The sequence below is a fragment of the Aquibacillus rhizosphaerae genome (assembly GCF_030282825.1).
Lineage (GTDB): Bacteria > Bacillota > Bacilli > Bacillales > Amphibacillaceae > Aquibacillus_C > Aquibacillus_C rhizosphaerae.
Genome location: NZ_JASTZU010000041.1, coordinates 1 through 26,211, shown reverse-complemented (window position 1 = coordinate 26,211; position 26,211 = coordinate 1). Strand labels below are relative to the sequence as shown.

The 26,211-nt window shown below is 34.9% G+C and carries 19 protein-coding genes, 1 other RNA gene, 1 pseudogene and 1 other annotated feature; of the genes and pseudogenes, 5 read left to right on the top strand and 16 right to left on the bottom strand.

Annotation, left to right across the window (positions count from 1 at the left end; all coding sequences use genetic code 11):
• Positions 1–11 precede the first annotated feature (11 nt).
• The gene (gene cymR, locus QQS35_RS13440) at positions 12–431 is read right to left on the bottom strand and encodes a cysteine metabolism transcriptional regulator CymR (protein ID WP_285932733.1); all 420 of its coding nucleotides are present in this window, start codon (positions 429–431) and stop codon (positions 12–14) included.
• Positions 385–1,071 (bottom strand): YczE/YyaS/YitT family protein, encoded by a 687-nt coding sequence (locus QQS35_RS13435; RefSeq protein WP_285932732.1) that lies wholly within the window; start codon positions 1,069–1,071, stop codon positions 385–387. The genes cymR and QQS35_RS13435 overlap by 47 nt, the downstream gene beginning before the upstream one ends.
• 228 nt (positions 1,072–1,299) lie before the next feature.
• Here QQS35_RS13435 and QQS35_RS13430 point away from each other — a divergent pair, with 228 nt between their 5' ends.
• Together QQS35_RS13430 and QQS35_RS13425 are read left to right on the top strand one after the other, a co-directional pair.
• A complete protein-coding gene (locus QQS35_RS13430; protein WP_285932731.1) occupies positions 1,300–2,574 on the top strand; it encodes a replication-associated recombination protein A in 1,275 nt (424 codons plus the stop codon).
• A 203-nt stretch (positions 2,575–2,777) separates the two neighbouring features.
• Positions 2,778–3,476 (top strand): RsfA family transcriptional regulator, encoded by a 699-nt coding sequence (locus tag QQS35_RS13425; protein ID WP_285932730.1) that lies wholly within the window; start codon positions 2,778–2,780, stop codon positions 3,474–3,476.
• Between the two features lie 804 nt (positions 3,477–4,280).
• Here the strand turns inward: QQS35_RS13425 and ssrS are convergent.
• The 4 genes from ssrS to QQS35_RS13405 form a co-directional block, all read right to left on the bottom strand.
• A non-coding RNA gene (gene ssrS, locus QQS35_RS13420) (6S RNA) lies at positions 4,281–4,470 on the bottom strand.
• Positions 4,471–4,580: 110 nt separating this feature from the next.
• Positions 4,581–6,350: an aspartate--tRNA ligase gene (aspS, locus tag QQS35_RS13415; RefSeq protein ID WP_285932729.1), complete on the bottom strand. Its 1,770-nt coding sequence runs from the start codon at positions 6,348–6,350 to the stop codon at positions 4,581–4,583.
• A gap of 1 nt (position 6,351) precedes the next feature.
• Complete coding sequence (gene hisS, locus QQS35_RS13410) at positions 6,352–7,632, bottom strand: histidine--tRNA ligase (protein WP_285932728.1); 1,281 nt, start codon at positions 7,630–7,632, stop codon at positions 6,352–6,354.
• 218 nt (positions 7,633–7,850) lie between these two features.
• Positions 7,851–8,077 (bottom strand) — a binding site (T-box leader).
• A gap of 88 nt (positions 8,078–8,165) precedes the next feature.
• On the bottom strand, positions 8,166–8,348 hold the full coding sequence (locus QQS35_RS13405; RefSeq protein ID WP_285932727.1) for a hypothetical protein: 183 nt from the start codon (positions 8,346–8,348) through the stop codon (positions 8,166–8,168).
• 115 nt (positions 8,349–8,463) lie between these two features.
• On the opposite strand from QQS35_RS13405, the gene QQS35_RS13400 reads away from it, so the two are divergent.
• Positions 8,464–9,510 carry an N-acetylmuramoyl-L-alanine amidase gene (locus tag QQS35_RS13400; protein WP_285932726.1) on the top strand — a complete coding sequence of 349 codons (1,047 nt, stop codon included), beginning with the start codon at positions 8,464–8,466 and terminating at the stop codon, positions 9,508–9,510.
• A 101-nt stretch (positions 9,511–9,611) separates the two neighbouring features.
• Here QQS35_RS13400 and dtd read toward each other — a convergent pair whose 3' ends face one another.
• The 7 genes from dtd to QQS35_RS13365 form a co-directional block, all read right to left on the bottom strand.
• A complete protein-coding gene (dtd, locus tag QQS35_RS13395) occupies positions 9,612–10,058 on the bottom strand; it encodes a D-aminoacyl-tRNA deacylase (protein ID WP_285932911.1) in 447 nt (148 codons plus the stop codon).
• 46 nt (positions 10,059–10,104) lie between these two features.
• Entirely contained in the window at positions 10,105–12,309 is a 2,205-nt protein-coding gene (locus QQS35_RS13390; RefSeq protein WP_285932725.1) for a RelA/SpoT family protein, read from the bottom strand.
• Positions 12,310–12,592: 283 nt separating this feature from the next.
• Positions 12,593–13,105 carry an adenine phosphoribosyltransferase gene (locus QQS35_RS13385; RefSeq protein ID WP_285932724.1) on the bottom strand — a complete coding sequence of 171 codons (513 nt, stop codon included), beginning with the start codon at positions 13,103–13,105 and terminating at the stop codon, positions 12,593–12,595.
• Positions 13,095–15,449: a single-stranded-DNA-specific exonuclease RecJ gene (gene recJ, locus QQS35_RS13380; protein ID WP_285932723.1), complete on the bottom strand. Its 2,355-nt coding sequence runs from the start codon at positions 15,447–15,449 to the stop codon at positions 13,095–13,097. Before recJ ends, QQS35_RS13385 begins: the two co-directional genes overlap by 11 nt.
• A 67-nt stretch (positions 15,450–15,516) precedes the next feature.
• Positions 15,517–15,852, bottom strand: coding sequence for a LapA family protein (locus tag QQS35_RS13375; RefSeq protein WP_285932722.1), 336 nt, complete (start codon positions 15,850–15,852; stop codon positions 15,517–15,519).
• Positions 15,853–16,051: 199 nt separating this feature from the next.
• Entirely contained in the window at positions 16,052–18,310 is a 2,259-nt protein-coding gene (gene secDF, locus QQS35_RS13370; protein ID WP_285932721.1) for a protein translocase subunit SecDF, read from the bottom strand.
• A gap of 218 nt (positions 18,311–18,528) precedes the next feature.
• Positions 18,529–18,825 (bottom strand): post-transcriptional regulator, encoded by a 297-nt coding sequence (locus QQS35_RS13365; protein ID WP_285932720.1) that lies wholly within the window; start codon positions 18,823–18,825, stop codon positions 18,529–18,531.
• 116 nt (positions 18,826–18,941) lie between these two features.
• Between QQS35_RS13365 and spoVB the strand changes: the two genes are divergently transcribed.
• Complete coding sequence (gene spoVB / locus QQS35_RS13360; protein WP_285932719.1) at positions 18,942–20,492, top strand: stage V sporulation protein B; 1,551 nt, start codon at positions 18,942–18,944, stop codon at positions 20,490–20,492.
• 142 nt (positions 20,493–20,634) lie between these two features.
• Positions 20,635–21,973 (top strand): annotated as a pseudogene (locus QQS35_RS13355) (IS3 family transposase).
• A gap of 61 nt (positions 21,974–22,034) precedes the next feature.
• On the opposite strand, the gene QQS35_RS13350 reads toward QQS35_RS13355, so the two are convergent.
• The 3 genes from QQS35_RS13350 to QQS35_RS13340 all read right to left on the bottom strand — a co-directional run bounded on the left by QQS35_RS13350 (position 22,035) and on the right by QQS35_RS13340 (position 25,966).
• Positions 22,035–22,703, bottom strand: coding sequence for a DUF421 domain-containing protein (locus QQS35_RS13350; RefSeq protein ID WP_285932718.1), 669 nt, complete (start codon positions 22,701–22,703; stop codon positions 22,035–22,037).
• An 87-nt stretch (positions 22,704–22,790) separates the two neighbouring features.
• Positions 22,791–24,089: an ArsB/NhaD family transporter gene (locus QQS35_RS13345; RefSeq protein WP_285932717.1), complete on the bottom strand. Its 1,299-nt coding sequence runs from the start codon at positions 24,087–24,089 to the stop codon at positions 22,791–22,793.
• Between the two features lie 644 nt (positions 24,090–24,733).
• Positions 24,734–25,966, bottom strand: coding sequence for an IS110 family RNA-guided transposase (locus tag QQS35_RS13340; protein WP_285932552.1), 1,233 nt, complete (start codon positions 25,964–25,966; stop codon positions 24,734–24,736).
• Between the last annotated feature and the right edge of the window lie 245 nt (positions 25,967–26,211).

Genomic DNA, 26,211 nt, shown 5'->3' with positions numbered 1-26,211 from the left:
TCTTCCTTCCATTAAATATAAAACATATGGGGTTCTTGACTATCATCTTCGCGATGGTTTTTTAAGTCATCTAGTGTGGTAGTATCTAATACATTCTTTACTGCATCTCTTATTCTCATCCATAATTCTTGCTTTGCAGGCTCTTCATCTTCTATACCTTCAACAGGTGTAATCGGGCCTTCTAGAATTCTAATTATATCTCCAGCAGTTATTTCCTTTGGATCTTTTGCCAAAATATAGCCACCATATGCACCTCTAACACTTTTCACTAAGGAAGCATTTCTTAAAGGAGCGACTAATTGTTCCAAATAATGTTCAGACAACCCATTGGCTGTTGCTATTGTTTTTAAAGATAATGGTCCATTACCGTCCTTTTTAGCCAACTCAATCATAATGGTTAGCCCATAACGGCCTTTGGTTGAGATTTTCATCACTTTCACCCCTCTTAATCGTGTAATCTAATAATTGTTCCGTTCGTGGTATAATAAAGCCTATTACAGTACCTAGTGATAATACAATTATAATCGTTCCAATACCTACTGGTCCACCTAGTAACCAACCTAACAAAAATACTATCATTTCAATTCCGTTTCGTACTTTAGAAACTTTCCATCCAAATTGTTTACTAATGTTGAGCATTACACTATCTCTAGGTCCAGCACCAAGCTTTGGTGCTACATATAAACCAATACCTAAAGATGTAATAAGTATCCCAACAGCAAGAGCAAAAATTTCTAACCACAGCGTATTTATATCTGGTATAAACCAATTAAAAAAATCAATAAACATTCCAAGGAGTAACATATTTAAATATGTACCCACCCTTGGTAAAGTTCTCGTAAGACAAGCAGTTATCAACACAATCACAAGTCCTGCAATGATAGACCATGTTCCAATTGTTAACCCAAATTGCAAATATAATCCATAGTGCAATACGTCCCAAGGACCAATACCTAAGTTTTTTGCTTTTATCGTTAAAGTGATACCTAGAGCTAATGTAATTAATCCTAAACTAAAAAATAACCAACGAATAATGTTTTCTCTTGCGCTTATTATAGTGTGCTTTGACAAATTCCCTTCAACTTCTTTCTAAACACCAATGCATGACTTTTTTTTGACAATCGTTATTATAGCATGAACGACATGATTCTTGCATTTTTCAGATGTTAAAAGTACGCTTATGATTACATAGCTAGATGAAATCACTAACTATGCAACAAGGGTATCATAATAAACTTTTTAAAAACCAAAAGTAGTTCAATTTAATCAGGTTGTTTTATATATAAAGGAGAAATTTTTATGAGTCACAAACCACTAGCCTTTCGTATGCGTCCAACTCATATTGATGAAATTATTGGCCAAGAGCATCTAGTAGGGGAAGGGAAAATGATTAAAAGAATGATAGAAGCAAATCGTCTTGCATCCATGATCCTTTTCGGTCCACCAGGCACTGGAAAAACTTCTATGGCTATGGCGTTGGCCAATAGTTTAGGGTTGCGTTTTAAACTGTTAAATGCAGTAGTAGATAAAAAGAAAGATATGGAAATTGCAGTAGAAGAAGCTAAGATGTCTGGGCGACTAGTAGTAATACTTGATGAAGTCCATCGTTTAGACAAAGCTAAACAAGATTTTCTGTTACCACATGTAGAAAGTAATTTGATTACTTTAATTGGGTGTACGACTAGTAATCCTTATCATTCTATCAACCCAGCTATCCGTAGTAGATCCCATCTTTTTGAACTATATAAACTTGAGAGTAACCACATAAAACTAGCAATTACTAGAGCTGTTAGTGATGAAAAAAATGGACTTGGATATATGGATATTCAAATAACTGATAGTGGCCTTAGTCACTTCGCTAATGCTGCAAATGGTGACCTTCGCGCTGCACTTAACGGTTTAGAACTAGCAGCCTTCTCAACTCCAAAAGACGAGCATAATACCATTCATATTGATCTCGAGGTTGCTGAACAATGTATGCAAAAGAAAAGTTTTTCTCATGATAAAAATGGTGATGCGCATTATGACGTACTTTCTGCTTTTCAAAAATCAATAAGAGGTAGTGACGTCAATGCTGCCTTACATTACTTAGGACGATTAATAGAAGCTGGAGATCTAGATAGTATTGGACGACGTATGATTGTTATAGCTTATGAAGACATTGGAGTTGCAAATCCACAAGCAGGTCCAAGGGCATTAGCAGCAGTAGAAGCTGCTGAACGATTAGGGTTTCCAGAAGCAAGAATCCCTTTATCAGTTGCAATCGTAGAATTATGCTTGTCACCGAAATCAAACACCGCCTATTCAGCATTAGACCATGCACTTTCAGACATAAGAAATGGGAATACAGGCGAAATACCTGCACATCTGAAAGATTCTCATTATAAAGGCGCAAAGGATTTAGGTAGAGGAATAGATTATAAGTATCCGCACAGTTATGAGAGTGGATGGGTAAAACAACAGTATTTACCGGACAAGATTAAGAATAAAAAATACTACCAGCCTAAAGATTCCGGCAAGTTTGAAAAATCTTTAAAACAAGTATATGAAAAAATAATCGATAAAAGCAAATAGTAATATCTTAATAAAAAACCACTTATTTCTATAATAATATAGAAAATTATTTATTACTAAAAAATAAGTTTATTAATATAGTGTATAAAACTATTCTATTTAGGTAAAACTAGAAACAAAAATACCAAACTAGTTCAATGACGCGTTAAAGTCATAAGACTAAAGTAATAGGTATAACACCTAAATAGAAGGAGTGGAGCATTGTGGTAAAAGTTAGACAAGATGCATGGTCTCATGAAGATGATTTATTACTAGCAGAGACTGTACTGCGTCATATCAGAGAAGGAAGTACACAATTAAATGCATTTGAAGAAGTAGGAGACAAATTAAATCGTACATCCGCGGCTTGTGGTTTTAGATGGAATGCTGAAGTTCGCCAACGCTACGATCAAGCTGTTGCAATTGCAAAACGACAACGAAAAGAGAAAAAACGTGCGATTGCTAGACAAGAAAAATCCACATTACGTCAAACACCTGTTGTAACTCCAACAGAATTAGATGCTAATATAATAGAACAAGAACAATTTTCATTTTCTAATGAAATAGAATCCAATAACGATCATACTATTAGCACTACAAGTTTAGATAGTATGATTAATTTAGACAGTGTTATAGATTATTTGAAGTCGATTAAGAAAGATTTTAATGAATCTACACGTTCTAAAAGTAGTTTAGAAAAACTAAAGCAAGAGAATGAAACACTACTTAATGAAAAGCAAAATTTAGAAAATAAGGTTGTCAAGTTACAGAAACAAGTTACGACAGTTCAAGAAGATTACCAGGTATTAATTCAGATTATGGATAGAGCAAGAAAAATGGTTGTGTTTGATGAAGATAATAACATCTCAACACCTGCGTTCCGAATGGAAAAAAACGGTAACCTTGAACATGTTGCTAGATAACTAACTTTAATCTAATACTTTAAAAGCATGTGTATTCCAAGGGAGCCATGCTTTTTTTGTATTATTGTAAGTCTTGTAAAAATCGAGAAAATCCCTTGCTAGATTAGCATCCATCTTATGAAAGATGTAGAAAATCTTCTCTAAAAAAGCTCCCATCATAAACATTATTGTTTTACAGTCGTAAAACTTGATACAAAGTCCGTACTAACTTTATCGTAACTTCCTTGCATTCTATCTAAGATGAGTGCTAATTCCAGCGCTATGGAAAAATACTCGCTTAGAATAACTCTCTTTTCTAGAGAATAAGTATACGAAGTATTTTGTTTTCTTAGTGCTATACAATCAAATACTGTCCTAAGTGAAAAACGAAGATAATGAACCCAGAAGTGAGCGTTCTTGCCTGGCATCTTTTACCGTTTATATAGTGCATCGTTTTACATATATTTAGCTATTCATACTTAAGATGGTTGATTGGGAGCGTAGGGCAGTCGACTCCTGCGGGAACAGCACGAGCTGAAGATCCATTCAGAAGTGGTCTTCTTCTGAGTTAGCTGAGGCCGTGCCCTAAGGTATGCGACTGCCCGGAGCGGAAACAACATAGTAGTTAGTGCAGACTTTAAATAAAAAGCTTAGATGCCTTAAGCATAAGAAAAACCAAAGCATTCTTTACTGCATAAAGGATTATTTAAACACATCAGGATAGGTGTTAGATTTGGAAGCGGCATTTCTGTCTAGAAAAATCAGATAATTTACTAAATATTAAAGAAGGGCCCTTTGTAAGGGCCCTTCTTTAATATGTATGGTATTAATCCCAATTGTGCCGTCCGTTCTGATGAGTTTTGATCCCGCTACTAGCAGGTGGGTGCCTTGTTCCATATTTTATGCTTCCTCAAAGCCAAAGCGAGGCATGCACGCCATAACAGAAACGTTAGGCTCCCGTATATATTGATGTTCGGTCAAAACGTCAATATTAAGACGAACACATCAGGATTAATACAGAAATTAATTTTATTTATGATAAAAGAATAGCATATATAAATAACGTTTTCAAGAGCTGATAGTACGTCATCTCATACCAATTATTACCTTTCTATTATAAGCTATTTATTTCTTCTTTTTTATTGCTAGAGATAGCTCGTCTAACTGACTTTCACTAACTGATCCTGGCGCTTCAGTTAACAAGCAGGATGCTGATGCAGTCTTTGGAAATAGTATAGTGTCTCTTAAATTATTTTTACCAGCCAATAACATAATAATTCTGTCAAATCCAAGTGCTATCCCACCATGTGGTGGTGCTCCATATTCTAGTGCTTCAAGTAGGAAGCCAAACTGTTCTTTTGCTTCTTCCTCAGAAAATCCTAATACTTTAAACATCTTATTTTGCAATTCTCTTTGGTAAATACGTAACGATCCACCACCGAGTTCATATCCATTTAACACTAAATCATAGGCTTGTGCTTTAACATCACCTGGATTTGTTTCTAATTTATTAATATCCTCATATGCAGGCATTGTGAATGGATGGTGAGCTGCAGAATATCGTCCTTGCTCTTCTTCATATTCTAATAATGGCCAATCCGTTACCCATAGAAAATTAAATTGTGATTCATCAATTAATTGCAGTTCTTTTGCTAGCTTTTGTCTTAATGCTCCTAAACTGTCGTAAACGACACTCGTTTTATCTGCGACAAACAACAACAAATCTCCATTGGATACGTCTAATACTTCATTGAACTTTGCTACCTCTTGTTCTGACAAAAACTTAGAAATAGGTCCTTTTAACTCACCATCTTCTGCCTTTAACCAAGCTAGTCCCTTGGCACCGTATATTTTAACAAAATCAGTAAGATGATCTATATCTTTCCGAGAAAATTTGTCTGCATTACCCTTAACGTTTATAGCACTTACTTTCCCACCAGATTCGATAGCACCACTAAACACCTTAAACCCTGAATCCTTTACTGCTTCAGAAAGAGTTACTAGTTCCAAGCCGAATCTTGTGTCAGGCTTGTCTGAACCAAACCGTTCCATCGCTTCATCATACGGCATCTGTGGAAATGGAACTGTAACATCCATTCCTTTTACTTCCTTCATAACTTTTTTCATCATTCGTTCTGTCATTGCCATGATTTCGTCACTCGTCATAAATGAAGTTTCAATATCAATTTGTGTAAACTCTGGTTGTCTATCTGCTCGTAAATCTTCGTCTCTAAAACATCTGGCAAATTGATAGTAGCGTTCAAACCCAGAAACCATTAACAACTGTTTAAAAAGTTGTGGTGATTGAGGCAAAGCATAAAAATGACCTTCGTGAACTCGACTTGGAACCAAATAATCTCTCGCACCTTCTGGTGTACTTTTCGTTAACATTGGTGTTTCCATGTCTAAATACTCTTCTTCATTTAAAAAGTTTCTTATTACCTGAGTCGTCCTGTGACGTAATTTAAATGTTTGTTGCATCGACTCACGTCGTAGATCCAAATATCTATATTTTAATCTTAAATCCTCTGCAACATCGGATTCATCTTGGATTTGAAAAGGTGGATTTTTTGCATGATTTAATATACTTATTTCCTTAACAACTACTTCTATTTCGCCAGTAGCTACTTTAGGGTTTATTGTTGATTGATCGCGATTAACAACTTCCCCACTTACTTCAATGACAAATTCACTTCTGACTTTATCTGCTACTTGTAAGGCTTGCTCTGATACTTCCGGATTAAAAACCACTTGTACAATTCCAGAACGATCTCTAAGGTCAATAAAGATTAATCCACCTAAATCTCGTCTTTTTTGTACCCAACCTTTTAAACTTATCTTTTCACCTACATTTTCTTTTCTTAACTTTCCAGCTAAATGACGTTCTATATTCATTTTATTTACCTCCCCGCAATACTTCCTGCAAATAACTTACTAGTTGTTCAAACGCTACTTCCTCTTGCTCCCCAGAATTCATATCCTTGACATTTACAATTTTATTCTCTATTTCGTCATCACCTAATACAAGAACATACTTTGCATTTAGTCGGTCAGCAGACTTAAACTGCGCTTTGAATTTTTTGTCTTGATAATCTTTATCTACTTGAATACCAGCTTTCCTTAATTCATAAGTAAGACGAACAGCTTCACTACTTGCCTTCTCTCCTAAAGCAACGAAATAGCAATCTAATTTATTATTAAGGGGTAACTCAATACCTTCTGCTTCAAGTGCCATTAGTAGACGTTCGACACTAAGAGCAAAACCAATCCCAGGTGTTTCCGGTCCACCTAGATCTTCTACAAGTCCATTATATCTTCCACCACCAGACAACGTAGTAATTGCACCAAATCCCTCTGCCTCACTCATGATTTCAAAAGCGGTATGATTGTAATAGTCTAATCCACGCACTAAATTTTTATCTACAACATAAGCGATGCCCATTTGATCCAGGTGAATTTTTACTGCTTCAAAATATAATTTCGATTCATCATTCAAATATTCTAATATGGATGGTGCTGTTTCCATCGCAGGGTGATTGCTATCTTTTTTGCAGTCAAGTATCCGAAGTGGGTTTTTCTCAAGTCTTAGTTGACAATCTCCACATAACTCTTCTTTATGTGGTTCGAAATGACTTATCAGTGCGTTTCTATGGTTGGTTCTACTTTCCGAATCACCTAAACTATTAATGACCAGTTTAAGCGAACGTAAACCTAACTCTTGATAGCCGCTCATAGCTAATGAAATGACTTCTGCATCTATTGCAGGGTCTGCACTACCTAAAGCTTCGATGCCGAATTGAACAAATTGCCGCATACGTCCTTGTTGCGGGCGTTCGTAACGAAACATTGGTCCAAAATAAAACAATTTAGTCGGTTGACTTGGTAATCCAAATAGTTTATTTTCTACAAAAGCTCTGACAACAGAAGCAGTACCTTCAGGGCGCAATGTTAAACTTCTATCACCGCGGTCGGTAAAAGTGTACATTTCCTTCTGAACAATATCAGTTGTATCACCAACACCTCGTTGAAACAACTCTGTGTGTTCGAAGATTGGTGTTCGAATTTCACTATAATTAAATCTGTTACACAGATCCTTGAATTTTGCTTCTACATATTGCCATTTTTCTGTAGTGCCTGGCAGTAAATCTTGTGTACCTCTAGGCGCCTTCATGTTCATGGTACAACCCCCTAAATCTATTTTATGTATAAATAAAATGTTTCTAATCTAATCCTAGCTATAAAATTGCTAGGTTTAGATATAGATTATATTCTTATACTAGCATATAATTTCTCGTAGTAAGACGAATTAATGATATAACACTATTGTATTTCCCTCTTCTATATATACTGTTAAATTTTTGAAATTCCACAAAAAAAATAAACTCCCATCCCTATAAAAGGGACGAGAGTTATACCCGTGTTACCACCCTAGTTGAAGTTCATACTAAATAAAAACTCCCACTCAAACAGTTAACGCCTGCTTACGTTTGTATTTACTCTTTTTTTCAATACAAAGCCTTAGGAATGTCTTTCATCAGTTCTTCTAGTAAGAACCCTTTCAGCCTCGGGGTTCTCTCTCTATTCTAATGAGTTCTGACTACTTTTTCCGTCATTGGTTATGATACTATTTTTTTAATCATTTTAATTTAAAGTAGAAGGTTACAAAATTCAAATAATTTCTTATAATATTAATCTTTGGTAGATAAGTTGTCAAGAACGATTTAACTTTTCTTTTAGTTTTTTAACGTCTCCTAAGGATATTCCTAATTCAACAGCTATTTCGATACTATGTGCGTTCCCATCCATTTCTACAAACCTGTGGAAATTTGCTCCATAAAGGTTATCAATTACATGGGAATTTGCTTGTTTACTATTTAATCTCAAATTTATCATCCTTATATTTAAGTATTTTATGGCTTATTAGTTACTTTTTTATTTCTATTTGATAAGATGTTCATAACATTAGCTTTTTTACTAGAAAGATTTTAATTGTTGGAGGAAACTAACTTTGAAGCAGACAAGTTATGCATTGCTATTTATTACAACTGTTATAATAATTTTGTCCAGTTCTTTTGTTGTTTATGCAAATGAGGCAATGATTAATGTCAATAATTTAAATGTTAGAAGCGGGCCAGGGACTAGCTTTGATACGATTACTCAAGTCAATCAAGGTGAAACCTTTGAAATTACTGACAATCAAGATGAATGGATTGAAATAAAAATTGATCAAACAACAGGTTGGATTACTAAAGAGTTTGTTACTATTCGTGAGGAAAGTACAATTGAGAGCGACACGAGCAAAATCTGGATTCTTTATGATGGAACGAACATCCGCGATCAAGCCTCAACAGATGGAAAAATAGTAAGCCAAATCAATAAAGGTGAAGTTTTACAAACAAAAAGTGAAGTAAACAATTGGGTTGAAATTGAATGGGATGGCAAACAAGGCTATATTCCTAGCTGGCTCGTTGAAAGTAGTAAACAGCCATCTAGAATCAATACTGAATATGGCGTAAAAAACAAAACAATCGTAATTGATGCGGGTCATGGCGGAAGAGATGTTGGTGCCATTGGGGCAAGCGGAAGATACGAAAAAGACTATACAATAACAACAGCTTACAACTTAAAAAGAAAACTAGAATTATTAGGTGCTAATGTAATATTAACTAGAACAAATGATAATTATCTGTCACTAGGTGGAAGATCTAGCTTATCTAATTTAGTTGATGCTGACATTTTTCTTAGTATTCATTATAATAGCCTACCACAACACCCTGACATTAATGGTGCTAATACCTATTATTATTATGAAAGAGATGCCATCCTTGCCACTACAATTCAAAAAGAGCTTATTACATCAACAGCTATGGAAGATAACGGTACAGAATTTGGTGATTTCCAAGTTATAAGAATGAACCGTCGTCCTTCAATCCTTTTAGAACTCGGTTTTTTGTCTAACAACATGGAGGAGCAAAATATAATGAGTAGTACTTTCCAAGAAGATATAACAAAGGGAATAATTAGTGGCTTAAATAAATTTTATTCGAATAATTAAATATGAAGTTTGCCTATCTAACAATGGGCATTTAAAAATTCAAAAAAGAGGCATAGAGCGAACTCTATGCCTTTCTTTTAGTCAAAGTAAAGTATTGGATGCTATTTTTCGAAGCTATCTAATATCAAAGTCATCGGCCCAACATTTGTTAACTTTACATCCATCATCTCACCGAATTGACCTGTTTGTACATTAATTCCTTCGACTTGTAACAGGGAGTTAAAATGCTTGTACAACTCATTAGCTGGTTCTGGTTTCGCTGCATTCATAAAATTAGGTCTTCTACCTTTTTTACAATCACCATAAAGTGTAAATTGTGATATAGATAAGATACTTCCTCCTACATCTTTTAATGATACATTCATTTTTCTGGAATCATCTTCAAATATTCGAAGGTTTATAATTTTATTAGCGAGATACTTTGCATCCTCTAACGTATCATCGTGTGTAACACCTAATAAAACTACTAAACCAAATTCTATTTCTCCAACTACATTTTCACTAACAGAAACAGAGGCATTTTCAGCACGTTGAATAACCGCTCTCATCATTACACCTCTCCTTGATTTCACTTCGTCTACAAGCATTTGTTAACTATTGCAACATTCTTTCAACAGTGTAAACATCTTTAATTTGTTTTAAACGATCTACAATTTTTCTTAAATGGCTCAAATTATGAATTAAAATCGTAATATGAATAAGTGCCATTTTATTTCGATCAGATTTTCCATTTACAGCTATTATATTAGTTTTCGTCTCATTAACAGCTTGTAGGACATCATTAAGTAACCCGCGTCTGTCATATCCGGAAATTTCAAGATCAACGTGATACTGCTTCGTCTGTGTATCTGTATTTTCCCATTGAACGTGTAGGATACGGTCCTTAGCTTCTTCTGTCTGTATATTTGGACAATCATATCGATGCACAGATACTCCACGTCCCTTTGTAATATAACCAGAGATATCATCACCTGGAACAGGATTACAACATTTTGATAAGCGGACAAGAAGGTTATCAACACCCTCTACACGGACACCTGAATCCCTTTTATGTCGTGCAGTGGACTTTAAACCACTACTTTTCACACCTTCTATTGACTGCTCAAGGTCTTTTTCCATTTCTTTTTCTTTTCTGATTTTTTCAGTTAGACGCGTTGCAATTTGTGCTGCAGTAATCCCCTGATAACCAACGGCTGCATACATATCTTCGTCATTTGTAAAGTTGAACTTTTCAGCAACCTTTTTTATGTTTTCTGGAGTGAACACATCTTTTGGTTCGTATCCGTTTGTTTTAACTTCTTTTTCTATTAACTCTTTCCCTTTTGTAATATTTTCATCACGTCGCTGTTTTTTAAAGAATTGTTTTATCTTGTTTTTTGCTTGTGATGTTTGGGTTATCTTCAACCAGTCTTGTGATGGTCCGTAAGAATGCTTTGATGTCATTACTTCAACGATGTCACCATTTTTCAATTGATAGTCTAATGGTTCCATTTTACCGTTTATCCTAGAACCAATGGTCTGGTTACCAACTTCAGTATGAATTTTATATGCAAAGTCAAGCGGAACAGAGCCAGCAGGTAATTCAATTACATCTCCTTTAGGTGTAAAAACATAAACCATATCAGAAAATAAATCGACCTTCAAAGACTCCATAAATTCTTCAGCGTCATGCGTCTCATTCTGCCATTCAATAATTTCTCTAAACCATGCTAGTTTTTCTTCAGAATTCAAGTTGTTCTTGTCAATGTTTTTACCTTCTTTATAAGCCCAGTGAGCAGCAATACCAAATTCAGCTATCTCGTGCATATCCTTGGTTCGAATTTGCACTTCAAGAGGCGCACCCTTTGGACCAATTACCGTAGTGTGTAACGACTGGTATAGATTAGGTTTTGGCATAGCAATATAATCTTTAAATCTCCCGGGCATCGGTTTCCAACACGTATGAATAATGCCAAGAACTGCATAACAATCCTTAATACTATGAACAATTATTCTAACTGCAAGTAAATCATAAATCTCATTAAACTGTTTATTTTGTAAAACCATTTTACGATAAATACTATAGAGATGTTTTGGCCTTCCAGAAAATTCCGCTTCTATTTTTACATCTTTTAGTTGTTTTTGTACTTCTGACATTACTTCTTCGATATAATGCTCACGCTCTTCACGTTTTTGTTTCATAAGATGTACAATTCGATAATATTGTTGTGGATTTAAATACCTTAGGGCCGTGTCTTCTAACTCCCACTTTATAGTAGAAATTCCTAAGCGGTGTGCAAGTGGTGCAAAGATTTCCAGTGTTTCATTAGAAATTCTTCGTTGTTTTTCAGATGGTAAATGTTTAAGTGTTCGCATGTTGTGTAACCGATCGGCTAACTTGATTAAAATTACACGGATGTCTTTAGCCATTGCCACGAACATTTTCCTATGATTTTCAGCTTGTTGAGCTTCTTTCGATTTATATTTAATTTTACCTAATTTAGATACACCATCTACTAACATAGCAACTTCACTATTAAATTCCTCTGCCAATTGTTCGACGGTTACCTCAGTGTCCTCTACTACATCATGTAAGAACCCCCCAGCTATTGTTTCTGGGTCTAATTCTAAATGAACCAAAATACCCGCAACTTGGATAGGATGTATGATATAAGGTTCTCCAGATTTACGGAATTGACCATGATGTGCTTGTTCAGCAAACTGATACGCACGACTAATAAAATCAGCATCTTCTTTTGAAAGATACTGAGAAGCCTGCTTTATAACATCTTCTGCTGTCAAAATATTATCCTTCGACATCTTATCACCTTTGTCCTTTTTACTACTGTTCATTTAGAAATGGACAGCTTAATGGTTGTACAAAAACGTATAGTTAAAATTTCTAATCAATATATAATAAATAAAATATAGAATTATGGCTTATTGCTTTCTTATAGTATCAAAAAAACAAGTCAAAAAGTAAAGTAAAAGTTGTTATAAATTAAAAGGTATGATTAATTACACATAAACCCACTAATATTTGTAAAAAAATATATAGGAAAACAAGGAGTACTCTTAAATCAAGAGCACTCCTTAGTACTATTTAATATTCCATTAAAGTCAATACATCATAACCTTTAAGTTTATCGCGACCATTTAAATAAGTAAGTTCAATCAGAAAAGCACAACCAACTACGATTCCACCTAGCTGCTCTACCAAATTGATTGTAGCTTCAATAGTTCCTCCTGTTGCAAGTAAATCATCCGTGATTAACACACGTTGTCCAGGCCTGATTGCATCTTTATGAATTGTTAAAACATTCGAACCATATTCTAAACCATAGTTAATTTTAATTACTTCTCTTGGTAACTTACCTTCTTTACGAACAGGTGCAAAGCCTATTTCCAAGGCATAAGAAACCGGGCATCCAACGATAAAACCTCTAGCTTCTGGTCCTACAATCACGTCAATATCTCTATTTTTTGCATACGTAACTATTTCATCAACTGCAGATTTATATGCCGTACCATTGTCCATTAACGTGGTTATATCTTTGAATCTTACCCCTTCTTTTGGCCAATCTTCTACGACAGTAATGTATTTTTTATAATCCATAACTTACTTCCTCCTTGGTCGAGCTATCCTTATCCAATTGATGACTTATCCAATTTTTAAGTTCATTATAATTAGAATAATATAGTTTCGCTTCAATTTCTGATTGATTAATTTTATTTTGATAGGTTAATGATTCAGTTAAATCCTTTTTTGAAGGATTCGGATTAGGTATTATTATACCATTGTCCATTTTAACAAATTCTAATTCATAAAACACTTTAATGATAAATTTTATTTTTTCTTCCTTCCAACCTTTATGTCTTGTTAACTTAGGTATATCTCTATTTAACTCAAATTGCTTTCGCTTAAGTAACATCGCATAAAACCATTTAAAGTCTTCTCTTATTGGTAAGGAACTGAAATACTGTCCATCATTAACATGATAACAGGCATAGATTCTTTCCGGTTTTACAATAGACAATACATTGCTTAATTGATCTAATTCAGTAGGTAAATCTAATAATATTAGATCCTTAATTTGCTTGTTTTTTAATCCTTCTAAAGAAAGTTCCTGATAAGATGAATGGTATATCTCAGATAATACATTTTCAGCAGAATTTGATTGAGAGTTGATTACTAAGCTTGTCTCATAATCAAATGCTGAGACCAGCTGTTTTTGCAAATGTTTAGAACCTCTGTAATCAAACAACTGCCATTCTTCAATGGCTAAATCTTTAAGAAGGAGCTGCACTTTTTTCTTGCCATTCCATTCATTAATTTGCAACTCTCCCACCGCATCAATTTCAGATTGCGGGGCTATAGTGGAGAATAGTGTACCCATCCCAAAACCAATACTATCCAATTGCGATTGATCTGATTGAAATGAAATTTTCAGATGGTTTAGTTGACTACCAATTTGTCTTAATTCTTTAGGCGATGCCTTAATATGAAAAAGTGGCTTTGGATTTCCCATTCCAAAAGGAGAAAGTTTGGCTATCTCTTTTACCAAATCTACATTCAACTCACTTATATCAATAGATGAATCTACATTTAATAACTGTTTATAATCATTAACGCTTAATTGTTCCCCAGCTAACTGGTTTAACCTCTGGCGTAACATTTCAATATTTTCTTCATTTAATGACATTCCGGCAGCTTGAGCATGACCACCAAAGTGAATAAAGGTTTCTTTAATTTGCATACAATTAGAAAACAAATCAAATGCATCAATACTACGAGCAGATCCTTTAGCATGACCTTTATCTTTATTAATTGAAAGTACAATTGCCGGTCTTTGATAAGTCCTGACTAGTTTTGATGCTACAATACCTAAGACTCCTTCATTCCAACCTTCTTTTGCAACGACGATAACACAATCGTTGTTTCCTGAATGATCAGATTGAACAATTGCCTCAGCTTCGTTTGTAATATCGGCTACTATTTTCTGTCGTTCTTGGTTTAATTGTTGAATGAACTGTGCAATTTCCTCAGCTTCTTCCACATCATTCGTTAATAATAACTCCACAGCTGGATAAGCATCTTGCAACCTACCTACAGCGTTTATTCGAGGACCAACCAGAAAGCCAATATCTTCTTCGGTAAATGCCCCCTCAATATTGCACTGCTTTCTAAGTGCTTGAATACCGGGTCTTTTGGATTTCGATATAGCTTTTAGACCATGATAAGCTAATATTCTATTCTCTGCCTTTAATGGTACTAAATCAGCTATTGTTCCAATCGCCACCAAATCTAATAAATCATTTGGGAAATAACCCAACAAGTATTCAGCAAATTTAAAGGCGACCCCAACACCAGCTAGTTCTTTAAAAGAATAATTCTCTGAACATTTAGGGTGGATGATTGCAAAAGCATCAGGTAATTTCTCCTGTACTTCATGATGATCTGTAATGATAAGATCTATTCCAAGTTGTTTAGCAATGTCAGCTTCTTGAACTGCTGCAATACCAGTATCAACAGTAATAATTATTTGAAATCCTTCCTCATGAGCTTGGCGAAAAGCAGCTTCATTCGGGCCATAACCTTCCGTAAATCGGTTTGGTATATAGTATTCACATATAGCTCCTAATTCTCTAAGTGCTTCAACCATTACAGTTGTCGAGCTAACACCATCAGCATCATAATCTCCAAAAACAAGAATACTTTCCCCTTGGTCAATTGCTAATTTCACTCGCTCAGCAGCTTTTTCAATATCACTTAATTGAGCAGGACTTAACAAATCATCAATTTCAGGGTTTAAAAACGATTTCGCTTCATCGGTTGATGTAATTCCTCTTTGTGACAAAAGACGTTCGGTTAAAGGAGATAACGAAAGGTTCGGAAATTCGACATGATCGTCTATATTTTGTTTATATGTAAATTTCCAGTTTGATTGACTTTGTAACATAAGTTCACCCCTGACTCACTTATTATACAAGAGTGTGTCAGGGGTAGCAAACAGATTATTTATTTAGTTACTCATTCGAACTTTGTCCTATTTTGCTAGCAGACAAAGGCTCACCTTGTTCTTCTCTATTTTCAACTCCATCATGCTGATTTGTTTCTTTTAATTGTGTATTCTCTTGCTTTAGTCCTCTGATTTCTCTTTGTAACCGTATTAACCTAACGATACCAACTGAACCAGTTATAATACCCCCCATTAAAACAGATACTAAAATCACTAAAATTAATGGTGCATCACCTGTACCGAATAAAAAGTTTACTTCTACAGGATCAACGTTAATTACTGCAAAAATGGCAACAATTACCGCAAATATGAGTGCTAAAATAATATAAGTTTGACCTTTCACTATTACCCTCCTATTCTAGATTACAATGATAAACTATAAATGACATCGATATTAAGGTCGATTATAGGATTACACTTGTTTATAGTGTGCCTAAATATCATTAAAAAAACTCATCAATTATAATTATATTCATCATTTACCCTTTAAAAGTTAAATAAAAACCCTCTTGTTCACCTGAACAAGAGGGGGGAAATATAACTTACACCTGAGGTCCGTCATTTCGCTTTTTCTCTAAATAAACAATTGGATTTTCTTTTATGTTTTTACCACGCCATACAAGCCATACTTGGGTCGCAATAAATAGTGAAGAATATGTTCCAGCAGCTAAACCTACTACTAATGCAAACGCAAAATTAGTAATCGATGATGCGCCAAACACAAGTAACATAACGGCTGCAAAAACTACTGTTAATACAGTGTTAATACTTCGGCCTAAAGTTTGCATTAAACTTCTATTTATAATTAACGCGAGCTCAGCAAACGATTTGACTCGTTTCTTTTTCTTGAGGTTTTCCCTTATTCGGTCAAACGTAACAATTGTATCGTTAATCGAATAACCAACAATCGTTAAAATTGCAGCTATAATGGTAATATCAAATTCTAGTCTCGTAATACTAAACAATGCGACGATAAAGAATGCATCATGAAGTAACGCAAGTATTCCAGTAAGTGCGAAATAAAATTCAAATCGGAGCGTAACATAGATTATAATCCCGATTGATGCATACAAAATAGCTAGTGCTGCATTTTTAGCTAATTGTTGACCAACAACGGGTGATACCGTACTCACATTAGGAGCACTTCCATACTTTTCAGTGAAATAATCTCTAATTTCTGCTACCTTATCTTGCCCTAGCTCTTCATCAAAACGCGTTACAGCAATATTATTATTATCTCCTGATAAAACAATTTTTCCTACTGGCTCCAATTCGAGTTCTTCATACCCATTTCTGATTTCTTCTGTAGTAAGTGATTGATTTTCTGAAAGTACTTCAACACGAGAACCACTAATAAAATCAATACCTAGATTTAATCGAAAGATGCTTAAACTAATGACGCCAATTAATACAAGCACAATGGATATGGTAAAGAATTTTTTCCGGTTACTTACAAAATCAAATTGTTTTCCAAATACCGTTGGCTCTACTTCTTCTTGATTAGCAATATCTTTTATGTCTGATTTTTTCACGCCAAACCAACCTGGGCGTTTATTAAGAAACTTACTTTTCACCCATAGTCCTAAAAATAGTCTGGAACCAAAGACTGCCGTTACAAAGCTTAATAAGATGCTGACAATTAATAACGTTGCAAAACCTTTAACAGAACTTGTCCCGAAAATAAAGAGGACAGTCGCAGCAATTAAGGTTGTAATGTTTGCATCAAAAATCGTAGACAACGAATTACTATTACCGGATTTAAAAGCAGCTGTAACTGTTTTACCTTCTTTTAGCTCTTCTTTCATTCGTTCATACGTAATAATGTTGGCGTCAACTGCCATACCAACACCTAATATTAGTGCAGCAATTCCTGGTAAGGTTAGAACTCCATTCATTAGTTCAAATACTAATAGAATTAAATAAATATAAATACTTAACGTAATCGTAGCAATTAAACCTGGAAAACGGTAATAAGCAATCATAAATATAAAGATAAGTCCAACACCTAAAGCACCTGCAAAAATGGTCTTATCCATTGCTTGCAACCCAAACTGAGCACCTACAGATGTTGTGTACATTTCTTCAAGATTCACATCTAATGAACCTGCATTTAGTATATCAGCTAATTGTTGGGCCGATTCCACAGTAAAATCCCCTGTAATTTGTATACTTGGGGTATTTAAAACCTCTGAAAAACCTGGAGCAGAAACATATTTAGGATCAGCTTTTTGGGATTCTTCAGCGAAGCTGTCCCCCTCTTCATAATCTAGCCATATGACAATTCGATTATCTATGTCTTTACCCATTAATTCACGGGTCACATCGCCAAAGCTAGATGCATCCTCAAACTCAACTGTTACAATCGGTTCCTGAGTTGTTGGGTCAAAATCTTGCCTCGCACTCCCCTGTTTTATATCCGAACCATCCAAATATTCCTTGTCATTTACGTCTCGAAAAGACAAACGTGCCGATGTAGCTAATAATTCACGTGCTTCAGTTTGGTCTTCAACCCCTGCAAGTTGAACCCTAATTCTATCATCACCTTCAATGTTAAAATTTGGTTCACTTACTCCTAACACATCAACACGGTGTCTTAAAGCTTCGACAGTTGATTGTAAGTCTTTAGCGTCGATTTCTGCACCCTCATCCACTGCAGTTACTTCATAAAGGATTTCGAATCCACCTTGAAGATCTAGTCCAAGTTTTATATCTTTTGTTATTCCTGTAATCGTTGTTCCAATCGTTGCTGCAAACACGAGTACGATTAGAAAAAAGGCAACGATTCTGCCTCGTTTCACCATGTTGAATTGCCTCCTTCACTCTATCCACTTATACAACGGTATGTAGTTAGCAAATTAAACAAATAGGCTGAACTTATGTAATGAATATTGTTTGTCTATTGCTAAAAAGCCAGATCCATAGGGTTTTCTGTAGATCGAGTAATTATTTATATAAGAAAAATAAAACTCAAAAGTATTATGAAACGAATAAAAGATTATGTCAATAAAGACTCATGAAATTATTCTTTTTGTGAACCCGTAATTGCCGCAATAGATTCGAGTAAACCAGTATCATCTTTATAAGTTTGAACAGTTAAATAACTCATGTACTTATTTGAACTTAGATGAAAGATATCTTCCACTACTTCATGCAACCGCTTTTCAGGATCACCCTTCCATACTTTTTCAGTTAGGCAATTCCAGACATCTACTCCCGTTGCGCGGGAATATCCCATTAATTTAAATTCATCTACTTTACTCTCCAAAACAGATGCCATTTCAACTTTCCATTGACTAACACGCTTTGTAATAATCATTAAATTGCTCCTTCATTCGTTATTAATTTATGAAAGCTTGTCATGCTTGGCCAATACATTTGCATATATATCATTGTATAGTAATTTTAATTTTTTGAGAAGGCAGGTCGGACAATGTGACCAAACAAACATTTTTACAAGGAACACTAATTCTAATCTTAGCTGGTATGATCACCCGTTTCTTAGGATTCGTAAATAGAATTGTTGTTGCCCGATTGATGGGTGAAGAAGGTATAGGGCTGTATAATATGGCGCTTCCAACACTTTTCCTCATTTATACGTTATCCCAATTCGGGTTACCGATTGCTATCTCTAAGCGAGTTGCTGAGGCTGAAGCATATGGAGATACTCGCAAAATTAAAAGAATATTAATTATTTCTTTAACCATTACTGGAACACTGAGTATCTTCTATACTATTGGCATGATTGCTATTGCTCCAGTTGTTGCGAATAATTTCCTAACAGATGAGCGTACATTATGGCCTTTACTTGCCATCAGTCCTATGGTACCAATTAGCGCTATTTCTTCCGTTATCAGGGGATACTTTCAAGGCCGACAAAACATGAAACCACAAAGTATTGCACAAGTAATTGAACAAATTGTCCGAATTGCATGTGTGGCGTTTCTAGTTAAATTATTTTTACCTTATGGTGTAGAATTTGCTGCAGCTGGAGCTATGATTTCTGTAATAATTGGAGAATTTTGCTCTCTCTTATTTATGCTACACATGTTTAAAATAAAGAAAAGAATAAAATTAAGAAGTAAAATATTTCAAAACCTTAAGTCAGGAAAAGACACACTTAATGAATTAATGTCTATTGCATTGCCGAGTACAGGTAGTCGACTTGTGGGATCTATCTCGAACTTCCTTGAACCAATTTTAGTGTCTCAAAGTCTTGCAATTGCTGGTTTCAAAACAGTTGTAGCTACTAAACAATACGGGGAGTTAACAGGCTATGCCTTACCACTTTTGTTTTTACCGACCTTTATTACCCATTCTCTAGCTGTAGCTCTTGTGCCAAACATTAGTGAAGCAGATGCTAAACGTAACAAAAGACTCATTGATTACAGAATCCATCAAGCAATTCGCATCTCTTTTGCCTCTGGGGCACTCGCAACAATTGTTTTATCACTCTTCGCGGTTCCTATTTTAACCTATATGTATGGGACAAGTAATGCTAGTCGATTCTTAGTGCTGATGGCACCATTTTTCTTATTCCTGTATGTACAATTTCCATTAAATGCAGCCCTACAAGCACTCGATTATGCTAAACCAGCAATGTGGAATAGTATAATAAGTACTTGTGTGAAATTTGTGTTATTGATTGTACTTGCAACCAATCCACAATTTGGAATTATGGGTGCTGCAATAGCAATGTCTGTAGGAGTTATGCTAGGTACGATTCTTCATTTAGCAACTCTTATAAAGGTCATTTCCTTTAAAATACCTTGGATTGATTTTATTAAGATGGTTTTATTGTTGGGATTCACCTGGATTACTGGAGCTGTCTTTAAAAATATTTTTGTCGGTTATGGAACGAGTCTTCCTATCTTTATGATGTTATTAACGTGTCTTACTGTCGTTTATATTGTTTTATTATTCACACTAAAATTCATCTCTAGAGACGAACTTGAGCAAATACCTTTCATAAAAAAGTTTTTCTAAAACGCAGGGACTAGGTTTATAATGAACTACTACCCGAATAATGGACACCTATAAAAAGGGACTCATTATTCGGGTTTTCTATATACCTAACTTGGAAACCCGTTTATAATAAACTAACTATTATGGGCGGAGGAAACTGAAGATGAACAAAAAAGTCTTTTCTAAAACACAAATTAAAGCGCTTGAGAAGAACTCAAATGTAGTGCGCGTTTCTAAGCATTCCATTACTTATCATCCAGAATTCAAAATCAAAGCAGTACAAGACAATTTAAACGGAAAAGCCCCTACGATAATCTTCATTGATGGAGGTTTTGACCTTGAAGTAATAGGTAAAGATCTTCCGAGAAAAAGAATATATAATTGGCGCAAAATATACGATAGATATGGAGAGTTAGGATTACAAACAGATATTAGAGGTAGAGTGAAGGTTGATAAGTCTTTAAAGAAAGATTTATCTACAGAAGAGAAAAACTAAGAAGAGCTGAAGCTAGGATCAAATTTTTAGAAACTGAAAATGATTTCCTAAAAAAGTTAGAAGAACTAGAGAGGCAGGCGTTGAAAAAGAAACGGTTCTAACACCTTCAGAAAAATATAATTTAATTCATCATACCGTTCATCACCATCAAATAAAGAACCTTCTGAGCTATCTGTGTGTGCTTGCGAGTGTAAGTAAAAGTGGTTATTATGCTTGGATAAAGGCTGCCTCTATTCGCCAAGCTCGTGAGGATCAGGATGAAAAGGATATTAAGATAATTAAAGAAATATTTTATCGCAAGAAACAAAAAGCAGGAAATCTACAAATCAAAATGGATTTAGAAAATGATTATTCCATTATAATGAACCACAAGAAAATCAGAAGGTTAATGAGAAAATATGAACTGTTTGCGAAGGTTAGAAGAGCGAACCCGTATAAAGAAATGATGAAAGCTACTGTTGAACACCGTACATGCCCAAACCTTCTCCAACGAGAGTTTGATCAAAACGAAGCTGGAAAAGTATTATTAACTGATATAACTTATCTGTATTATGGAAATGGAAAAAAGGCGTATTTATCTTGCGTGAAAGATGGAAGTACAAAAGAAATAATTGCACACTATATATCTACAAGTTTAGGAATGGATATTGTTTATGAAACATTAAAGATAATGAAACGGTCAATGCTTGAAGGATTTCCAGAAAAAGCAATGTTGCATTCAGATCAAGGGGTACACTACACTCACCCCGAATTTCAAAAGAGGGTTAAACAGATGAAACTGATACAATCCATGTCACGAAGGGGTAACTGTTGGGATAATGCCCCCATAGAATCATTCTTTGGCCATTTTAAAGATGAAGCAGATTATAAAGAATGTAATAGTTTAAGAGAATTAAAACGTGTAGTAAATCGGTATTTTAAAGAGTATAATAATCAGCGATATCAATGGGGATTGAAAAAAATGACCCCGGTTCAATACCGGGATCATTTACTGATGGCAGCTTAGTGTCCCTTTATTACATTGTCCATATTAGAGGTAGTAGTTCAATAATAACCTAGTCCCTTCTTCATCTTTTTTCATTTTTTATATCGATAAACCATTCATTTTTACTATCTAAGGAACAGAATGAAATGTTTTCAACATTCACATAGCCCTTTTGTTTTAATTCCGACTTTAACCACGCTTCGGATTGATTTATTTTTTCCAATGATTGCTGTTGAATGGATCCATCTATGATTAATGGAACCACGTATCCATCGGGAGAAATTGCCTCTTGACTGCTATCCTTTTCAAAAACTGATAGCTTTCCTGAAGCCTCTAGTATTGCAAATTCTACATCTTGTACACTTTTCGTTCCATTTTCTCTCAGTTGTTGCATCAAATCATTAAAATTATAGCGTTGCTTCTTCATTTCCTTTTCATCTATTTTCCCCCTGGAAATTATCACAGAAGGTTTTCCTTCAAACCAATCCCTAAACATTGGAATTTTTAAAGATAACCATGCAGTAAACCGTTGAATAATTAACAGAATTAACATGGGGATAAGCGCATGAAAAATGTTGACCTTAGGATCCTCGATTGAAAAGACAGCCATTTCAGCAACCATAATAAAAACTACAATATCAAGAAGACTTAACTCACCAATTTCTCTTTTTCCCATCATTCGAAATATCAATACAATTACGACATAAGTCAAGATAGTTCTAAAAATTATAGTACCTACTTCTAAAGACAAACAGGTCACTTCCTTAAGACAAACTTGTACGATTTATTATTTCCGTTTGTCCATGGTTTATCCTGTCTGATCTTACTTCTATCATTTTTAAAAAGGTTGTTGAAATGGCAATAGATAACGAAGATATACATAAACAGATGAAATCAATAAAGAAATTAGCACTAAAGGAATGCCATATACTAAAAACTTTATGAAAGGAATACGTTGTCCTTCTCCTTCCGCTAAACCCGCTACAACTACATTAGCCGACGCACCTATTAATGTTCCATTTCCACCAAGACAAGCTCCTAAGGCTAATGACCACCATAGTGGATCTAAATTTGCCATACCATAAGCTTGAAATTCGTTAATCACAGGAATCATCGCAGCAACAAATGGGATATTATTAATAATTTGCGAGAAAATCCCAGAAGTCCAAAGAATTAATATTGCAGTGTAAGGCAAATCGCCCTCTGTTAGCCACATAATTCCTCTGGCAAGCTCGTCTATAGCACCAACTTCTTCTAATCCACCTACAAGCATAAAAAGCCCAATAAAAAAGAATAAGGTAACCCATTCAACTTCTTGGAATATTTTTTCAGAACTTATTTCTCTTTCCGTTATTAATAAAAGTAATAGGGCTCCACATACCGCAACCGTAGTTAAGTCTACGTGCACAATAGGATGCAGTAAGAATCCGACAATTGTCAGGGATAGGACTGTTACCGATTGATAAAGCATAGGCGTCTTTTTCAGATATTTTGAACCATCCATTTTCATTAGATGATTTGAAAACTCATCGTGCTGTATTAATTGTTTGCGAAATAACCAGACAATCGTGACGAGCATCACTACAAAAATAATCATTACTAATGGTGCTAAATTAGTTATAAACGATAGAAACGTTAAATGCTCGACAGCTTGCCCAATCATTATATTAGGTGGATCTCCAATTAATGTAGCTGTTCCACCTATGTTAGAACTAAAAATAATTGCAAGCAGATAAGGAAAAGACGGTAACCTTAAGAGCTTGGTTAACGTTAAAATAATCGGTACAAATAATAGAACAGTAGTGACATTATCTAATAATGCTGAACCAATTGCTGTTAATATAGAACACCCGATTAACAGCGGTACAGGAGCACCTTTTACTTTTTGCGCAAAGGTAATTGCAATATATTCGAATAAACCAGTCTTTTTTGTTATCGAAACAAGCACCATCATGGAAAATAACAAGGCAATTGTATTCCAATCAATGTGTTTAGTGAATGCATCATTCCACTCATAAACACCAGTTAATAATAGTAACACACCACCAGAAAGAGCAACTAAAGCTTGGTTAACTTTCTCAGAAATAATAAAGATGTAACTGACAACAAATATAATAATTGCTATGGTAGCAGACATACCTTGTCCCCTTCCCCCACATACGTAATCGTTTATTCCTTCTTACATGAAGGCTATTTTCTAAAAGTTTCTTGTTTATGGCAGATAAAATAAAAAGTCTGCTGACTGCTATGTTGATTTTCGCTCTGGGCAGTCGCACACCATAGGGCACGGCTCCAAATCAACCATCATTAAGTAGGAATAGATTGTATTCGTAAAACGATGCACTAAGATTAAAATAAACTAAGCTTTTCAATGGTAGGCAAGAACGCTCACTTGTGGGTTCATTGTCTTCGTTTTTCCTTTACCTTAGGACAGTATTTGATTGCATAGCACTAAGGATCTTTGTATTTTCTAAAAGACTTCGTATACTTCTTCTCTAGAAAAGAAAGTTATTCTAAGCGAAGGAAAAATACGAGACTCCTTGAAAATACAGATCAATTTTCTGCGTGCGATGTATTGCTTTTGTAGCACTCCCTGTCCTGTGGGAAAGGAACAGCCTGAAGACCCCACAGAGTAAGGAAAGCTCCAGTGAAATGACATCGCACGCAGAAAAAGTGTTGTTCTTTTTATACGAAAATGGAGGTTTTCAATAATTTTGGCGCAAAAAAGTACTCTCCCTAAAATGAATAAATTCATTTTAAAAAATTTGGCTATTAAAATATTTATGCGGGTTTGATTTCTTGAATATCTACTTCATAGCCCATATGTTGAAGTTTTTTTATAAAGTAATCTTTTTTCCTTTCTTTTTTTGGAAGGTAGTCCCAACCTAATTCTTCATATGAAGTTTTTGTTTTTAACATCTGGTAAATAATTTTTAATATTAAATGTGCTAGTGCCATATTTGCTTTTCTTGGTCCACGTGTTTTTACTAAACGATAATAAAAGGAAGCTAACCTACTGTCCCTCTTTTTCATTGCAGCCCAACTTACTTGGCATAGGACTGCTTTTAAACCTTTATTTCCTTTGTTCGATTTGGAACCTTTTTTTTTACCGGCACTTTCATTATTACCAGGGCTAAGTCCACTCCATGATGATAGGTGTCTATCAGTTGGAAAGTTAGACATATCAATACCTATTTCCGCTAAGATGGTCGCTGCTGCATCTTTTTTAATACCCGGAATGGTTATTAATAAGTTAATCTCTTCCTGATAGGGGGTTACTAATTGAGCAATCTTACTTTCTAATTCTTCGACTTGTTTCTCAATGTAAAGGAGGTGGTCATAATGCATTGTAATCAGTTCTCGATGATGAAGGCGAACTCGACCGTTTAAAGCTTCCACGATTTGGGGCACTTTTTTCTTGAGTGTTGTTTTTACCATTCCCATTACTTGGTCGGATTCTATTACTTCTCCATTGAGAATCGCTTTTAATAAAGCACGTCCAGATACACCGAATAGATCTGTGATGTAGGTACTCAATTTGATATTGGCATCTTGTAATATTTTATGGATTCTATTTTTTTCGGATGTTGTATGACCTAAAAGCTTTCGACGATATCGTGTTAAATCTCGTAAGTCTCTTATTTCTATAGGTGGAACGAAACTAGATTCAACGAGTCCTGCACGTAACAGTTTTGCGATCCAATAAGCATCGGATACATCAGTTTTTCTACCAGGTACATTCTTGATTCGTTGTGCATTGGCAAGCACAAGTGTAAAACTCCCCTCTAGAATGTTCCAAACTGGTTTCCAATAGACTCCAGTACTTTCCATTGCAACATCTGTTACCTTAAGTTCTGCAAGCCAGTCCTGTAGATTTAATAATTCTTTTGTTGTCGTTCCAAATGTTTTTGTCTTTCTTTTGGGTTTGTAGTCTAAATGACCATATAATACACACGCAACAACTGTCTCTTGATGAACATCAAGTCCTGCAACTCGTTCCAAAATAGCATCCATAATTAACCCATCCTTGTTTATATGCTAGGTCATGTATTCTCGAGCGAGTATTTTTATACACGTGCTCTATGGCAACAATCAGCGATACTCATGAATACAATAGATCGGTTTTCAAGTCGGGGTTTATGTCCACCAAAAAAGAAACGACCTTAGACCTGCGTTACTATGATTAACAGGATAATTCATCATTAACCCTCTAAACCCATTTTCATCCATTGCGGTGTCTGGTTGGACATGTGGGTTTT

Excerpts from the sequence above, each read along its gene's own strand:
- cymR (WP_285932733.1), bottom strand. The coding sequence starts at position 431 with ATGAAAATCTCAACCAAAGGCCGTTATGGGCTAACCATTATGATTGAG.
- QQS35_RS13430 (WP_285932731.1), top strand. The coding sequence starts at position 1,300 with ATGAGTCACAAACCACTAGCCTTTCGTATGCGTCCAACTCATATTGAT.
- aspS (WP_285932729.1), bottom strand. The coding sequence starts at position 6,350 with ATGAATATAGAACGTCATTTAGCTGGAAAGTTAAGAAAAGAAAATGTA.
- hisS (WP_285932728.1), bottom strand. The coding sequence starts at position 7,632 with ATGAACATGAAGGCGCCTAGAGGTACACAAGATTTACTGCCAGGCACT.
- QQS35_RS13405 (WP_285932727.1), bottom strand. The coding sequence starts at position 8,348 with ATGATAAATTTGAGATTAAATAGTAAACAAGCAAATTCCCATGTAATT.
- dtd (WP_285932911.1), bottom strand. The coding sequence starts at position 10,058 with ATGAGAGCGGTTATTCAACGTGCTGAAAATGCCTCTGTTTCTGTTAGT.
- QQS35_RS13390 (WP_285932725.1), bottom strand. The coding sequence starts at position 12,309 with ATGTCGAAGGATAATATTTTGACAGCAGAAGATGTTATAAAGCAGGCT.
- QQS35_RS13385 (WP_285932724.1), bottom strand. The coding sequence starts at position 13,105 with ATGGATTATAAAAAATACATTACTGTCGTAGAAGATTGGCCAAAAGAA.
- recJ (WP_285932723.1), bottom strand. The coding sequence starts at position 15,449 with ATGTTACAAAGTCAATCAAACTGGAAATTTACATATAAACAAAATATA.
- secDF (WP_285932721.1), bottom strand. The coding sequence starts at position 18,310 with ATGGTGAAACGAGGCAGAATCGTTGCCTTTTTTCTAATCGTACTCGTG.
- QQS35_RS13365 (WP_285932720.1), bottom strand. The coding sequence starts at position 18,825 with ATGATTATTACAAAGCGTGTTAGTCAATGGAAAGTTGAAATGGCATCT.
- QQS35_RS13345 (WP_285932717.1), bottom strand. The coding sequence starts at position 24,089 with ATGTCTGCTACCATAGCAATTATTATATTTGTTGTCAGTTACATCTTT.
- QQS35_RS13340 (WP_285932552.1), bottom strand. The coding sequence starts at position 25,966 with ATGGATGCTATTTTGGAACGAGTTGCAGGACTTGATGTTCATCAAGAG.